Origin of the sequence: uncultured Methanobrevibacter sp. (assembly GCF_947170395.1) — an archaeon.
GTDB lineage: Archaea > Methanobacteriota > Methanobacteria > Methanobacteriales > Methanobacteriaceae > Methanocatella.
In genome coordinates this window covers 1-15,505 of sequence record NZ_CAMVTE010000023.1, presented here as the reverse complement: position 1 = coordinate 15,505, position 15,505 = coordinate 1, and the positions used below count along the sequence as shown (strand labels likewise).

At 35.6% G+C, this 15,505-nt stretch carries 17 protein-coding genes; 15 read left to right on the top strand and 2 right to left on the bottom strand.

The genetic code is table 11. The features are described from left to right. Positions 1-50 precede the first annotated feature (50 nt). On the bottom strand, positions 51-1,715 hold the full coding sequence (locus tag Q0W04_RS07370; RefSeq protein ID WP_298501508.1) for a tRNA uridine(34) 5-carboxymethylaminomethyl modification radical SAM/GNAT enzyme Elp3: 1,665 nt from the start codon (positions 1,713-1,715) through the stop codon (positions 51-53). 100 nt (positions 1,716-1,815) lie between these two features. Here Q0W04_RS07370 and Q0W04_RS07365 point away from each other — a divergent pair, with 100 nt between their 5' ends. Next, positions 1,816-2,088: a PRC-barrel domain-containing protein gene (locus tag Q0W04_RS07365; protein WP_298501506.1), complete on the top strand. Its 273-nt coding sequence runs from the start codon at positions 1,816-1,818 to the stop codon at positions 2,086-2,088. A gap of 15 nt (positions 2,089-2,103) precedes the next feature. Further along, positions 2,104-2,403 (top strand): DUF2098 domain-containing protein, encoded by a 300-nt coding sequence (locus tag Q0W04_RS07360; RefSeq protein WP_298501504.1) that lies wholly within the window; start codon positions 2,104-2,106, stop codon positions 2,401-2,403. Between the two features lie 18 nt (positions 2,404-2,421). Here the strand turns inward: Q0W04_RS07360 and Q0W04_RS07355 are convergent, their stop codons facing one another. Beyond that, positions 2,422-4,500 (bottom strand): DEAD/DEAH box helicase, encoded by a 2,079-nt coding sequence (locus Q0W04_RS07355; RefSeq protein ID WP_298501502.1) that lies wholly within the window; start codon positions 4,498-4,500, stop codon positions 2,422-2,424. Positions 4,501-4,631: 131 nt separating this feature from the next. Between Q0W04_RS07355 and Q0W04_RS07350 the strand changes: the two genes are divergently transcribed. The 13 genes from Q0W04_RS07350 to asd all read left to right on the top strand — a co-directional run. Beyond that, complete coding sequence (locus Q0W04_RS07350) at positions 4,632-4,895, top strand: thioredoxin family protein (RefSeq protein WP_298501500.1); 264 nt, start codon at positions 4,632-4,634, stop codon at positions 4,893-4,895. A gap of 33 nt (positions 4,896-4,928) precedes the next feature. Continuing rightward, positions 4,929-6,005 (top strand): cobalt-precorrin-5B (C(1))-methyltransferase CbiD, encoded by a 1,077-nt coding sequence (gene cbiD, locus Q0W04_RS07345; RefSeq protein WP_298501498.1) that lies wholly within the window; start codon positions 4,929-4,931, stop codon positions 6,003-6,005. 676 nt (positions 6,006-6,681) lie between these two features. Then, a complete protein-coding gene (locus Q0W04_RS07340) occupies positions 6,682-6,918 on the top strand; it encodes an AbrB/MazE/SpoVT family DNA-binding domain-containing protein (protein ID WP_298501497.1) in 237 nt (78 codons plus the stop codon). A gap of 4 nt (positions 6,919-6,922) precedes the next feature. Next, positions 6,923-7,309, top strand: a complete 387-nt coding sequence (locus tag Q0W04_RS07335; RefSeq protein WP_298501495.1) for a type II toxin-antitoxin system VapC family toxin — start codon at positions 6,923-6,925, stop codon at positions 7,307-7,309. 75 nt (positions 7,310-7,384) lie between these two features. Next, positions 7,385-8,467 (top strand): glycosyltransferase family 4 protein, encoded by a 1,083-nt coding sequence (locus tag Q0W04_RS07330; RefSeq protein ID WP_298501493.1) that lies wholly within the window; start codon positions 7,385-7,387, stop codon positions 8,465-8,467. After that, complete coding sequence (locus Q0W04_RS07325) at positions 8,467-9,333, top strand: shikimate kinase (RefSeq protein ID WP_298501491.1); 867 nt, start codon at positions 8,467-8,469, stop codon at positions 9,331-9,333. The genes Q0W04_RS07330 and Q0W04_RS07325 overlap by 1 nt, the downstream gene beginning before the upstream one ends. Further along, entirely contained in the window at positions 9,330-10,754 is a 1,425-nt protein-coding gene (locus Q0W04_RS07320) for a succinylglutamate desuccinylase/aspartoacylase family protein (RefSeq protein WP_298501489.1), read from the top strand. Before Q0W04_RS07325 ends, Q0W04_RS07320 begins: the two co-directional genes overlap by 4 nt. 106 nt (positions 10,755-10,860) lie before the next feature. Next, the gene (locus Q0W04_RS07315; RefSeq protein ID WP_298501487.1) at positions 10,861-11,202 is read left to right on the top strand and encodes a chorismate mutase; all 342 of its coding nucleotides are present in this window, start codon (positions 10,861-10,863) and stop codon (positions 11,200-11,202) included. Next, positions 11,189-11,386, top strand: coding sequence for a 30S ribosomal protein S17e (locus tag Q0W04_RS07310; RefSeq protein ID WP_067043908.1), 198 nt, complete (start codon positions 11,189-11,191; stop codon positions 11,384-11,386). The genes Q0W04_RS07315 and Q0W04_RS07310 overlap by 14 nt, the downstream gene beginning before the upstream one ends. A 234-nt stretch (positions 11,387-11,620) precedes the next feature. Beyond that, positions 11,621-12,841 (top strand): aspartate kinase, encoded by a 1,221-nt coding sequence (locus Q0W04_RS07305; RefSeq protein WP_298501485.1) that lies wholly within the window; start codon positions 11,621-11,623, stop codon positions 12,839-12,841. Continuing rightward, positions 12,838-13,731: a 4-hydroxy-tetrahydrodipicolinate synthase gene (gene dapA / locus Q0W04_RS07300; RefSeq protein ID WP_298501482.1), complete on the top strand. Its 894-nt coding sequence runs from the start codon at positions 12,838-12,840 to the stop codon at positions 13,729-13,731. The genes Q0W04_RS07305 and dapA overlap by 4 nt, the downstream gene beginning before the upstream one ends. Positions 13,732-13,743: 12 nt before the next feature. Beyond that, positions 13,744-14,565 (top strand): 4-hydroxy-tetrahydrodipicolinate reductase, encoded by an 822-nt coding sequence (gene dapB, locus Q0W04_RS07295; protein ID WP_298501480.1) that lies wholly within the window; start codon positions 13,744-13,746, stop codon positions 14,563-14,565. A gap of 9 nt (positions 14,566-14,574) precedes the next feature. Then, positions 14,575-15,505 (top strand): aspartate-semialdehyde dehydrogenase (asd, locus tag Q0W04_RS07290; RefSeq protein ID WP_298501478.1); only part of this gene is annotated, 931 nt, incomplete at its 3' end.

Sequence of the window (15,505 nt, the reverse complement as noted above, 5' to 3'; positions counted from 1 at the left end):
ACCACTCTCTTAATTAGTTAGTATTTATACGAACATCTATTTAAATATTTTCATATCAATTTCTTTTTCATGTATGGGCCAACCTTTTCATATCCGAATTTACGATAATAGTTTCTGGACCCGATTCCGCTGATGATGGCTATGTCCTCATAACCTTTATCCATTGATAAATTTTCAGCCTCTTTTAGAAGTCTTTCACCAAATCCAGTGTGCTGACCGATTTTAGGATTCTTATCTCCGATTTTTATCATGTTTCCATAAACATGCAATTCCCTGACAAGTGAAGTTTTATCGCTGATTTCTTCTCTGAAATGGTCTTTTGATGGGAAACGCAACCTTAAAAATCCTGCAATGCTTTCTTCGTTGATGTCTTCAATGGATAGGAAATTTTCTTTCCCTCCACATGCATTGTATTTCATATTGAACAGTTCAAACTCATCAAGCGAATATTGCCTTGAGGTTTTTTTATGGCCTATTTCACGGCACCTTATGCATTTGCAGTTGATGTTGTGTTCATCCAATTTGTTGTAAACCAGTTCTCCCAAATTGGATTTTTTGACTCCCGCTTCAATAAGTGTTGATGGAATATCCCTTTGGATTCTCATGGTCCTGACCCATTTTGGAAGGATTTCCTTGATTTTAACAATCAGCTCAACAGCTTCATCATCTGTGTATGGTGCGTATTTGCCTTCTTTCCACAAATCATATAGTTCACTGCCTTTTGTAACGAGACAAGGATATATCTTAAGCATGTCAGGTTTGAAATTATCGTCGCTGAACAGCTGTTTGAACATTTTCAAATCCTGATTTTCATCAACAAACAGTCCTGGCATCATGTGCATTGCCACCTTTATTGCGGAGTCTCTTAAAAGCTGATTGGCTTCAATAGTATCGGCAATTGTATGGCCTCTTTTGATCTTTTTGTATAACTCATCAGACAATGTCTGCACACCGAGTTCAACACGGGTAACTCCAAAATCAAGCATTCTGTTGATGTGTTCCTTTTTACAGTAATCCGGACGTGTTTCGAATGTCATTCCAACACACCTCACTTTGGAGCTTTCATTTGCACTTTGAACATCATCTATCAGGACATAATCATTTGGAGGGTAAGTTTTCACAACTCCCTTTTCAAAGCCTCTTATTTCATCATAATCGAGGTTATAGTCATAATTTGCAGGTTTGTTTTCAATAATCAATCCGAAATCGGTCATGGCCTTGAGGCATTGTGATACAAACCATTCCTGATAGCATAAATCCCTTGAAGGAAACGTTCCTCCCATGATGATCAGTTCGACCTTATCAATAGGATGACCTATCTTTTTCAGCTGCTTTAGTCTGTTAAAGCATTGGACATATGGGTGAAACTCATACATTCTTCCTCTAAGTGCGGCGGGTTCCTCTCCGGTATAGCTTGGAGGAGCTATATCACTTTCAGGACAATAGAAACACCTTCCATGAGGGCATTTGTGAGGATGACACATTACCGCAACAATTGCAACGCCGGACATTGTTCTTGTAGGCTTTTTCTTTAGGATTCCCGATACGATTTCCTTTTCTTCAGGTTTGGCATACTCAAGGATGTCAGCATTGCTCATGAATCTTGATAATTTTAAATCACGGCAGAGCTGTCTTTTTTCAACTTCCAGGTCACGTCGAGTAGATATTTTACCATCAAGAATATCCTCAATAATTATTCGACATGCTTTTTCCATTTTTTCACCATTTCAATTAATAGTTAATGTTATATAATTGTTTTATTTAAATACTTGGTCATTCTAATATATTATTAATAATAATTTAGAAGGTGAAACTATGAAAATTAGAGAATTTTTAGGTTCTACTGTTTTAGATAAAAATGCGTATGAAGTAGGTAAAGTTGACAACATTGATTTTGATCCTGCAACAGGTAAAATCGAAAAAATCACATTAACCCTACAAAAAAACATTTTCTCTAAAGATGAACTCGAAATTGACTTTGATGATGTAGCTACCATCGGTGCATATGTTATTTTAAACAAAGAAATTCCTAAAGAGGAAGAAGAAACCGTTGAAGCCACTATTGAAGTTGAAGACGAAGAAGAATAAATTAAAGGTTATATTATGGCTTTTGATGCAAGAGATAAAGAGATTACTCTTGAATCACATGTTAGGTATGTCGATACAGGAACAATCGGTAAAGTCATTGACATGAAAACAAACGATGAAGGTATTGATTGGGTCAAAATCGACAAAACCGACTTATGGTATCGTTCAAAATTGGTTGAATTGCTTGATGAAAAAGACTTGAAGAGTAAATCAACTGATAAGGATGATGAACTTGATATCGAAGCATTAAAAGAAAAAGCGGAAAAACTTGAAAACATGCAAATGGATTCAAGTGTTGCTGAAGGTGGAGGTTAATCCTACCTTCATTTTTTTTTAATTATCAACAAACAATTTAATTTTTTCAGCTAGCTTAGGTCCGATTCCTTCGATTTGCTGCAGCTCTTTTTGTGAAACTCCACTTAAATCATTACCGAAGATTTCAACAACGTTTCTGGCCCGTTTTCTGCCGAGTCTTTTAACACCAACTACCAACGGGATTATGTCATCTTTAACACCATAGTAAAGTCTTGCGGAAAGGATGTCGAAATCCCTTAAATTGGAATAGTTTCCAAGGACTTCCGAAGTATTTTTTGCAAATCTTACGAGGCGTGAAGCTTCATATGCAGATCTTCTGGTCGATGCTGAATAAACGTTGTATTTATTTTCGATTTCATATTCGCTTCTCTCATTAATCCATTCGATTAGTGATACTGCAGTCGCTTCGGGATTTCCTATATCGACTGCAAACAGTCCGACTTCTGAGAGTTTTTCACGAACAGGATCTTTTGATTTTCTGCCTTTAAATGAAATCAATGGCAATTCAGGTGTTTCGGACAACGCATAAATGAATTCCTCAACATTCATTTCATCCATTGTGGAAATGTACTGTTTGATTTTAACTGCAGTTTCAACACTGTAATTTGATTTGGCTATCAGGTTACCGAAATCTGTGGTTTTAAGCCCTTCAGGTGTGGCTCTGATTATTCCATTTTGAAGAAGGAATTCCAGTCCGCTTTCAAGTTCGAATCTTAAGCTTTCCTGAGCGAACATGGCCATTGAGGGGTTATTGCTCATTTGATAGCCGTAAAGTGTTTTTCCAAAAAAGTCAGTCAGTTCATCGAGATTTTTGGAAAGTGTGGAGGCAATTTGAGCTATAATCTGTCTGTAGACAGCATCCTTATTGTCTACCAATTTGGAATTGGTCAGCTCGATTTCACCTTCAACATAATATTCCTGCAGGTTTTGAGCTTCATCCATTGTCTTTCCGATAAGATAAGAATATCCCACATCATCGTATTGTGGCCTTCCGGCTCTTCCGGACATCTGTTCATAATCAAAAACAGGTATCGGTTGGGGGCCGTTGCCGGTCCAGCGTGTATGGTCTCGGATTACTACAGTCTTTGAAGGTAAATTGACTCCATACATCAAACTCGGAGTTGCTGTAATCATCAGGATGTTTCCTTTTCTGAATTCGTCTTCAATGATTTCCTTTTGTTCGTTGAAGAGTCCTGCATGGTGGAATGCAACACCTTTTTCAGCGGCTTCCGCCAGTTTCACACATGTTGTTGTCGGAAGTGATCCTTTCTTTTTGGGAACGTCAAGCAGTTTTTGGGCAACTTCCTTGAATTTTTCACGCTGTTTGACATTGATCTTTTTGTTGATTTTACCTGAAACGTATGTTGCCAAACTTTCAGTAAATCTCCTGGTTGATACAAAAGCCAATGCCTGTGATTTGTCTTTGATTGCCTTTTCGATTATTTTAACGATGACGTCATTTTTGTTTTTGGTATTGAACATCTCAGCATCCAAAACTTCCTTGTGCAGAGGCACCGGTCTGTAGTCGTGTTCAACGCATGTTCCCTCAAGCCAGCCTTCTATTTCCTCTATATTTCTCAATGTTGCAGAAAGTGCTATTATCCTCATGCTTGGATTAATTATTTTAGCTCTTGTGATTGCTGATTCAAGGGTAGGGCCTCTTGTGAACTCTCCAATCATGTGGAATTCGTCAATGATTAATGTATCAACATCACGCAGGTTGTCCCATGAAAAACGTGTAAGTGCATCAAATGATTCAAAAACCATGACCGACAAATCGCTGCTGGCAGGGTGTTTGCCCACATTTATTCCGTGTTCCTCAAATGCTTTGAATTCCTTGACCTTTTCATTTTGAATTGAAAGAAGAGGTGCAGCATAAACTGCTTTTCCGCCGTTGAGTATGGTTTTAAGTGCGGGAAGCACTCCTAAAACGGTTTTACCACTGGCGGTTGGAATTGAGATGATATAATTTGAGTCGTCATCAAGATATCCGGATTCAATAACTGCTTTTTGAGCTGGATTGAACTCTTCAATATAGGGATATGCCGTATTTATTATTTCTTTAATATCTGCTGGTAAATTTTCCATTTTAATCATTTAAATTATTTTTTTATAATATATAATAAATATTTCCAGAGAGCATTTGAATTTTGATAAAAGGGTGGTAACAATTATATATAATTAATTATTAAAATAGTTTTAAATCAAAAAATATAGGAGATTTTATAATGGCAATTAAAGTAGAAGTATTTTCAACCAATAGCTGTCCACATTGCCCTGCAGCAATTGATGCTGCTCAAGTGGCAAAAAATAAATTTGGCGATGCAATTGATGTAGAAATAATCAAAATCGATGAAAGCCCAGAAAACAGACAAAGGGCAATTGATTATCAAATAATGGCTGTTCCTACTATCATGATTAATGGTGAATTAGGATTTTTAGGAGCACCTGCCGAAGGTGAACTTCTTGATAAACTTGAATCTATGATGTAGATTCAAACTCTTTTTTTTATTCTTTTTTATGAAATGTCTGATGGTAATTATATGGGTGTAACAACAGGAACTGTTGCCACTGCATGCTCTCTTGCAGCACTGGATGCAATAATCGATTCTCCGGATATTGCATGTGTTAAAGTTGAAACTCCAAAAAAGGTTTTGGATATTATTATTGATGAGTGTAAGCTAATTTCTCCTTTTAAAGCTAAAGCTGTAGCTCATAAAAATCCGTATAATGACCCTGACGTTACAGTTAATTTAGATATTATTGCAACTGTGGAGTTGCTTGATAAAACCGACGATGAATCAAATGTTATCATAACAGGTGGCGTTGGTGTAGGTGTAGTCACAAAACCTGGTCTTCAAATACCGATTGGCGAACATGCAATAAATCCGGTTCCCAGAAGCATGATAGTCAAGAATTTATCCGATAAGGTTCCTGAAGGAAAAACCGCCAAGGTTACCATTTCCATTCCAGAAGGTGTTGAGATTGCTAAAAAGACAATGAATCCAAAATTGGGTATTGTCGGAGGAATATCTGTCCTTGGAACAACAGGAATTGCAAGATCAATGTCCAGTGATGCCTATAAAAACTCAATTGTCAAACAGATTGATGTTGCCCTTGCATCTGATGTGGGGGAGCTTGTTTTTGTTCCGGGAAATATCGGTGAGAAATTGGCCCTCAAGAAATTGGATGTCACCAAGGAACAGATTGTTCAGACAGGCAATTATGTGGGATTCATGTTTGAAGAGGCCGAAAAACGTGGAATTACTCATTTCACTTTCTTTGGGCATATGGGTAAATTAATCAAGGTTGCCGGAGGAATATTCAATACAAAACATGCTGTTGCTGACGGCAGACGGGAAATAATGGTTGCCCATGCGGCAATTTGCGGTGCAAGTCAGGATGATTTGCAAAGGTTATACGATTCCAAAACAACTGATGACATGATGGATATCCTAAATGAAATAGGCCTTTCTTTTGAGGTTTCAAACAGTATTGCTTCTGCAATTCATGAAAGATGCTTGCAGCGTTTTGATTTGGATTTGAATGTAATTCTGGTTGATATGGAAGGAAATTATTTAAACAACAATATGAAATTATAACTAAAAAATAATTCTTACTTTTTTTAACATTATTGTCGTAAACTTAAACAAAAGAAGATAATAGCTGGATTTTCACCTCGTTTAAGGGCGATCAAATATAAACAATTTAATTATGGATTTTGAAAACTAAGTTTTCACAAGGCTCTTTTTCCTAGATGGCTACTATTTAATCGCCTTATTTTAAAAATAGTTAAGCTTATATAATATATTTAATAATAGGATTATATAATAGAGTTACTTTTAAAGTAAACCTCTATTGGGAATAAAGTTATTAAATTTTAATGTCTAACGTTGATGTTGTAGAGATTTTTTCTCTGCAATAAGACATTAATCTGACTCTTTTTTATTATTTTTTAAGTATTTAACATTTTTGTGCATGAATTCTCCGGCTTCTTTAAATCGGAGAGGTTCAAACAACAATGGAAATTATCAAAAACAATTAATTTCAACTTTAAATTAACTTTTTTTGAAATGATTATTTTCATGTGTTAAAGGGACTTTCATCATTTCATTTATTATTACTAATATTAAAAATAGTAATACTTATATTGTTGTATAGACTATATAATAATATCTAAAAGATTTGAAGTATTGCTTTTTAAATCGTTAAATATAAAGTATAATTTTAAATACTTTATAAAATAAAATTTATATTATAAAATTAAGTGTGATTTAGATGTATGCGATAACAAAAGTAAGTTCCTCAAATCAAGTTGTAGTTCCTGCCGATTTTAGAAAACATTATGATATTGTTGCAGGTGATGAAATTTCATGGACCAATACTGAAGAAGGGATACTATTGAAAATTGAAAAGAAAGTTACAGAAGAGGATATTACAGGATTAATTAAAACAAAACTGCCATACAACAGTGTTGAAATTAAAAAAAGAGGATCAAAAGGATTGAAATGGTGATAACTTGATTTTTGTAGATGCATCATACCTAATTGCATTAATAGTTGAAAAGGACCAATGGCACAATGATGCAGTTAGATTGCTTGAAAAATTAAAATCAGAAGATAAAATAATCACAGAACCGATGATTATCGAGTCATTAAACCTCATTGGAAGTTGCCATGGTGGAAAAGTGGGAATGTTGACTTTTAAATATGTCAAAGATAACTTTACCATATTCAAATCAGACACATTGCTTGATGAATCTATGAGGTATTATCTCAAATTTGACGGAACACTATCTCTGGCTGACTGTACTGCAATCCATACTATGAAAGAGAATAACATTCACGAAATATTGTCCTTTGATGATGATTTTGATAAAGTTGATGGAATTGTAAGGATTTGTTAAAAAATAAAATCTTGAATTAATTATTTATAACAATACTTCATTATATAATATTATAAATAGTGGAGATTTTTTGTCATGAAAATAGCTATGGTTGGTCAGTTTCCGCCTCATGTCGGTGGAGTGGGCGTTCATATACATACCTTATCCAAGGAACTTGTAAAACAGGGGCATGAAGTTTTTGTAATTACTTATCCCCATAAGGATATCAAAGATATTGACGGGATTCATGTAATTGGAACTAAAGGTTTCAATATTCCCGGAGTTCGTGGATTGATGTTTAAAAAGAATTCTAAAAGGGCATTGGAAAACCTTTTGAAAATCGAAGACATTGACATTATCCATGGTCATTATCTCTTCCCTGCGGGAGCAGCTGCAGTTGAAGTCGGTGGTGAACATGGAATTAAAACGTATGTAACCGCACACGGATCAGACATGTTTGAAGTGTACAAAAAACAGCCTGTAATGCGTTCCACTATCAAAAATGTACTGAAAAAGGCAGATGTAGTTCTTGCCGTAAGCAATGCATTGAAGCATGAAATCATTGCCACTGGTGTCACTGGAATATCCAATAAAACCAGAATATGCTGGAATTCTGTGGACATCAATAAATTTTCCCCTAAGGAAAATGACTCTTTTAAACAGGAAAACAAACTGCTGGACAAGCCGATAGTTCTTTTTGTAGGAAATCTTATCAAACGTAAGAATGTTGAATCGCTACTTGAAGCCAAAAAAATAGCGAACAGTGATTATTATCTGGTAATTGTTGGTGATGGGCCTTTATTTAAAAAGCTCAATGAAAAGGTTGAAGATGAAAACATTCGTGATGTGATATTTTTAGGCTCCAGAAACGATGTGGAAAAAATAATCCCAAGCTGTGACGTTCTTGTATTGCCTTCATTTTCGGAAAGTTTCGGTTTGGTATTGATTGAAGCTTTGGCCTGTGGTAAACCTGTAATCGGCAGTAATGTGGGTGGAATTACAGAAATCATTAATGATGATGTCGGTCTGTTGGTTAATCCGAATAAAATATCTTCAATAGCAGAAGCGATTGACAAGGTCATCAATGATGTTGAATTCAGAATATCCCTCTCATTAAATGCCAGAAACAGGGCTAAAGTATTTTCCGAAGTCAATGTTCCTTACGATGAGGTGAAATGATGAAAATAACCGTAAGGTCTCCCGGTTCGGCAACAGTCATTAATGCAATCGCAACAGGTTTTGGTTCTGCATTCGGAATCGGTCTGGATATAAAATGCATAGCCAAATCAACTGCAGATTCGATAACATGTTCCAATGACGTTGGAGTCGATAACGGTTTGATGGAATTGTGCGCTGAAAAGGTTTTCAGGCATTATGGCATTGATAAGGATGAATTCGGAGTTGATATAAAAACCCAATCCAGTCTGCCTATGGCATCAGGCCTTTCAAGCAGCAGTGCTTCATCAAATGCAATCGTTAAGGCAGTATCTTCAATCATAAGTGAAGAGTTTGATTTCAAACCGCTTGGCGATTTGGAAGTGATTAACATGGCAATTGATGCATCTCTGGATGCAGGTGTTACAATTACAGGATCTTTTGATGATGCAACAGCATCCTATTTTGGAGGGGTTGTTGTAACAGATAACAGAAATAGGGAGTTTATTATTAAAGAAAAAATGGATGAACATCAGATTTTGGTGTATATGCCTGATTTCTATTCAAAATCAGGTGATTCAAATCCCGAAAGAATGAAGTTGTTGTCCCCATTGGTGGAAACGGCTTTCGGATTTGCAAAACAGAAAGATTATTTCAAAGCATTGAATTTGAATGGATTGATTTATTCGGCTACATTGGGTTTTGATTCCACAATAGCTGTTGATGCTCTTCAGGCAGGAGCCATTGCTTCAGGATTGTCCGGAACAGGTTCCTCATTTGTGGCTGTAGTTGACGATAATTCAATTGATGATGTAAAAGAAATATGGAGAAAATATGAAGGAAGAGTTATAGAAACAAAAGTTGATAATGAAGGTTGTGTGTTAATATGAAGCGATTATTGCTGTTATTGTTGATTTTATTCATCAGTATTTCTGCCGTTTCCGCATCAGAGAATTTAACTGATGTCGCAGTGGCTGATGATAATGTCGGCCAAGACGATTTTATTGAAATCCTTGGCAATGAAGATAATCCTGGTGGGGACGTATCTCCGGAAGGTTTAGGTGAAGCTCCATCTTCCGGTGATGTGGATGAGAATATTTCTATCCAGGCAGATGATTATGTCTGGTATTATAAGGCAGATCCGGTTTACACATTCAGTATTGTTGATTCAAACGGCACTGGTGTTTATGCCCAAAACGTTTCCGTCACTTTGAATAAAAAAACTTTATTCGTTGACACTGATGAAAACGGTACTGCCAGTGTGAATGCTAATTTTAATCCTGGAAACTATAAAATTTTAATCGAATATGCAAACAAGTCAGTTACAAAAAATATTAAATTATTCGCCAATAGGGTAACTCACACAGGCGATATAACCACTAAATATGGAACAAAAACAAAATATGTTGTCAGAGTGCTGGACAATTCCGGAAAACCTATCGAAGGGTATGGTGTGAATTTTTTCAACGGTAAAAATAATTATACCAAATACACAAATGCAAACGGTTATGCTACACTGTTCATTAACCATAATTCCGGAAAATATGTACTCAAATATTCTGCTGACGGTTTTACAGGCAAGAACAATTATGTGGTAAACAATTATGTATCTATGGAAATCTTAAAATGGGGTCTTGTTGGTGATGTCACAAAAGCTCCATTGATTAAAAAGAACATGCCTAACAATTATTGGGTTAAAAAGGCTGTTGAAGCCACTAAAAAAGGAATTCCATTAATAACAATTAAAGGTGGTAACGGCAAGGTTGTTTTCATGACTGCCGGTGTCCATGGGAATGAATTGAACTCCCAGGTTGCAGGAATGAAAATGATTAAATACTTGACTACCAATCCGATTAAAGGTACAGTCTACATAATCCCGTTCGTTAACGTCAAGGCAATCAGCCAAAAGGTAAGGCTTACAAATTACGACTTTAACAGGGTGGCCCATAAATCGGGCACTGTTTCAAATAAGATTACAAAACTGATAAGCAAATACAAATGTGATGCCTATGGAGATTTCCACACTACAGTAAGTCCGGGCGTTCCGGGTATCAATGTGGTTTTAGGATATAAATCCCCTACAAAATGTGTTGACCTTTCAAACTACATTGCCAAAAATGCAAAAGTCAAAAAGATCTTTTACTATCCTGGCCAAAAGTACAGATGGTCATTGGCCGATTGGGTTAACTACAAAGGAACTCCTGCAGTAATCTGTGAGGTTATAAGTCCTGTAAACAAGGTCTCTAAATATGCTACTGATTTGTCTTATAGCGAGATGAATGCATTTTTAAAATACAATAAAATAATATGAACAAAAAATTCTAATTTTTTGTTCTTAACTTTTTTTAAACATATAGTTTATATACTAGTACCATTATAAATTATATTATTATCATTATTATCAATTTGGTGATTTTTTGGAAAGTAATTATGAAACTAAAACTTTTAAAAATAAGAAGGAAGCTGAAGAACTTCTTGAAAAATCCAGAAAACGCATTGATGAAATTGATAATGAATTATTTGATTTGATTTATCAAAGGACATCTTTGGCAAAAGATATTGCAATTTCAAAGGAATATCTTGACATGCCTATTTTTGATAAAAGTAGGGAAAAGATAGTGCATGAAAAAATAGATGCTCTTTGCACAGACTGTGGTCTTGATATTGAAATTATTGATCAAATAGTAGACATGCTAACTATTTTAAATAAAAATGAGCAGGAAAAAATTTTAAGGAGGAATGTTGATGGGCAATATTAGAACTTCATTTGTTAAACGTTTAGCAAAAGAACTTATTGAAACTCACAAAGGTGTTTTCACTACTGATTTTGAAGAAAACAAAAAATTAGTACAGGAATACTCTACCGTAAGTACTAAACATTTAAGAAATAAAATTGCAGGATATGTAACAAGGCTTGTAAGGTTAGAACAAACCCAAGAATAAGCTTTTTTTCATATTTTTTTACTACTTTTTTTATAATACTTTTTTAATTTGTTTTGAAATTTTTCTGATTTTGTATAAATTTTTTAATTTTAATTTTTTTAAACTTTCAGTTTATTTAGTCTAATTTTAGTTAAAAGTATATTAATATGAATAGATATAAATATAAAGTAATATTTTTGTTAACTCAAAAATAGGTAAAACTTTTTAATAGTTTTAATGAAATAGGTGAATTTAATGGATTTAATAGTAGCGAAATTTGGCGGAACATCGGTAGGTGATGGTTCCAGAATTAAAAAAGCGGCGCAGTCCGTGGTAAATGAGTATATGAAAGGCAATCAGGTTGTAGTTGTAGTTTCTGCAGTAAACAAGACAACCGATGATTTAATTGGATTATCCAATGATGCAATTGGTGACGGTTTAACTGACAAGCAGAAGGCAGGAATTATGGCTATGGGTGAATTAACTAGTGCTAGATTATTCTCAGCAACTATTGAATCTCTAGGTGTAAAATCTGAATTTATTGATCCTTATAATGAATTATGGCCGATTGTGACCGATTCAAATTCTCTTGAAGCTAAAATTGATTTTAACACAACCAACAAGAAGATTAACGGTATTGAAAACCTTGTAAACCAGGGCATCATCCCGGTTATTTGTGGATTTTTAGGTAAAGGTCCTAGTGGAGAAATCACTACTTTAGGAAGAGGTGGAAGTGATATTTCAGCATTTTTAATTGGACATTGTTTAAATGCAAATGAAGTTGTCATTGTTACAGATGTGGATGGAGTAATGTCAACTGACCCTAATAAAATTGAAGAAGCGGAATTATTGGAAGAGATAACCGTTGAAGAAATGAGGGATTTGGCTACTCATGGGGCACAGGTCCTACATCCTCATGCATTAAAATACAAAGATCCATTAATTAGTGCAAAAATTATCAATTTCGCTCACGGCGATTTAAAAGCTAAAGGTACCCGTATCACCGGACCTTTTGAAGGGGATATCTTAAAATCTGTATCCCTTTACAAGGATCCTATTTCACTTATTGTTCTTGTTGGAGAAGCAATGCTTAAAAAAGTCGGACTTCTGGCAGATTTGACTGGATGTCTTGCAAAAAATGATATTAACATTTTCGGAATATCTGCAGGTCAAAATTCAATCACAACATTTGTTAACAAGAAAGACGCCGAACAGGCATATCACATTTTACACAATTTGGTGGTTGAAACCGAAGTATTGAGTTCCCTGTCATTGGGAAGAGACACTGCAATGATTACTTTGGTAAGTCCGGATATTATTGAAACCCCTGGAATTATTTCAGGTATTACAGAACCACTTAGGAAAAATAACATTAATATTGTAGAAATTACCTCATCTCAAACAGCAGTAGTATTATTTGTTGATTGGAAAGATGGTGAAAAAGCATGTAAATTAGTTAATGAGGTTTTAGAATGAAATTTGAAGGTACATATGTTGCAATGGTAACTCCATTTGATAAAGATAAAAATATTGACGAAGAAGGATTCAGGTCAAACATTAATTTTTTAATAGACCAAGGTGTAGACGGTTTGGTTGGTGCAGGAACCACCGGTGAATCAGCTACAATATCTCACGAGGAACATCAAAGAGTAATTGAAATTTTGGTTGATGAAGTTGATGGCAGAGTTCAAACTGTTGCCGGAACTGGAAGTAACGCTACTTCCGAAGCAATTTCTCTTACAAAATTCTCTGCTGATGTCGGTGCTGATGCCGCATTACTGATTACTCCTTATTACAACAAACCGCAACAGCATGCTTTGGTTGACCATTATGGAACTATTGCTGAAACCTGTGACATTCCGCTTATTGCGTATAACGTTCCTTCACGTACAGGATCTGATATCGCTGTGGAAACAGCAGTTGAATTGGCTAAAATTGATGGTGTTGAAGCTATTAAGGAAGCCAGTGGAAGTGTTGATAAAGTATCAGATATCTATCAGGCACTTTCTCGTGAGAATCTTGAAGATGACTTCAATATTCTTTCAGGTGAAGATTCTTTAACTTTACCGATTATGGCGGTAGGTGGAACCGGTGTAATCAGTGCATCCGCAAATATCGACGCAAGAAGAATGGTTCTGATGGTTAACAGTATTTTAAATGATGATTATACTAGAGCATTTGAACTTCACTATGAAATGCTTGATGTAATAAGAGCTCTTTTTATTGAAAGCAATCCTGTTCCGGTAAAAACCGCAATGAACTTGATGGGAATGCCTTCTGGTCCTCTCAGACAACCATTATGTGAAATGAAAGAAGAAAACTTGGAAATTCTTAAAAAAGCATTAAAAGATTCTGATTTAATTTAAGTGGGTATTATTATGATTAAAGTAGCAGTAACCGGAGCTGCTGGAAGAATGGGCTCTGGTATTATTAGAAAAATCACTCAGCAAGATGATATGGAAGTGGTGGCAGCTATTGAAATGCCTAACACTCCCCTTGCAGGAAAAGATGCTGGCCTTCAGGCAGGTGCTGGTGAAATTGGTGTTGAAATTGTGGGTTCTGAAAAATTGGAAGAGACTTTAAAGGCTTCTGGTGCTGAAGTATTGGTTGACTTCACCATTGCTCCTGCAGCAGTTGAAACAATTAAGGTGGCTACATCATGTGGTGTGGCAGTAGTTGTTGGAACCACTGGTTTTACCGATGAGCAAATGGCAGAAAACATAAAAAATGTAAAAGATAATAACGTTCCTGCCGTAATATCTTCAAATATGGCTATCGGAGTTAACGTATTTTTCAATACCTTAAAGAAATTAGCTCCATTATTATATGATTTTGACATAGAAATTATAGAAGCACATCACAATCAAAAAAAGGACGCTCCGTCCGGAACAGCCATGACTGCTTTTGAAGTAATTGCAGAAGAACTTGGTCGTGACACTGAAGAGGTCGGAGTTTATGGAAGACAAGGTTTGGTCGGCAAAAGAACTCCTGAAGAAATAGGTGTTCATGCAATTCGTGGCGGCGACATTGTCGGTGATCACACAGTAATGTTTGTCGGTGATGGTGAAAGACTGGAAGTCAAACATCAGGCACATACAAGGGAAGTATTTATTGCAGGTGTTATCAGAGCCATCAGATATATTCCATCTGCTGAAAAAGGTATTGTAAGCAGTATGAATGATGTTTTAGGATTAGAATAGGTGAGTTATATGGTTAATGTAGGTGTACTAGGCGCAACAGGGATGGTAGGTCAAAGATTTATTCAGTTACTTGAAAATCATCCTGATTTTGAAATTACAGCTTTAGCAGCTTCTTCTCGTTCCGCTGGTAAACGATATGAGGATGCTACAACTTGGTATATGAACGAAGAAATGCCTGAATCAGTTAAAGATATAAAGGTCGTTGAAACCAATCCTGATGCTATGGATAATGATGTTGATATTGTATTTTCATCCCTTCCGGCTGATTTTGCATTGAAAGTTGAAAAGGATTTTGCTAAAGATTATGTTGTTGCAAGTAATGCCAGTGCACATAGGATGAAGAAAAATATTCCATTAGTGATTCCTGAAGTTAACCCTCAATGCTTAGACATGATTGATGCTCAGCAAAAGGAAAATGACTGGGACGGATTCATTGTTACCAATCCTAACTGTTCAACTATTGCATTGGCTTTAACATTAAAACCTATTGTTGATAATTTCAATGTTAAAGCAGTAAGAGTTTCAACCATGCAGGCAGTATCTGGTGCAGGCTATAATGGAGTACCATCAATGGCTATTGTCGATAATCTCGTTCCATACATTGGTGGCGAAGAAGAAAAAATGGAAAGCGAATCACTCTATCTGTTAGGTTCTTTCGATGGTAGTGATGTAATCAATGCAGATTTCAAATTGAGTGCGTCCTGTCATAGGGTACCTGTTATCGATGGTCATACTGAAGCAGTATTTGTCGAGTTGGAAGATGACTTTGACATTGCAAATGTTAAAGATAGTTTGGTAAACTTTAAAGGATTGCCACAAGAACTAAATTTATATTCAGCTCCTGAAAATCCAGTCATTGTCAAAGATGAAGATGACCGTCCTCAGCCTAGAATGGACAGAAATGCCGGTAATGGTATGGCTGTTACTGTTGGTAGGTTAA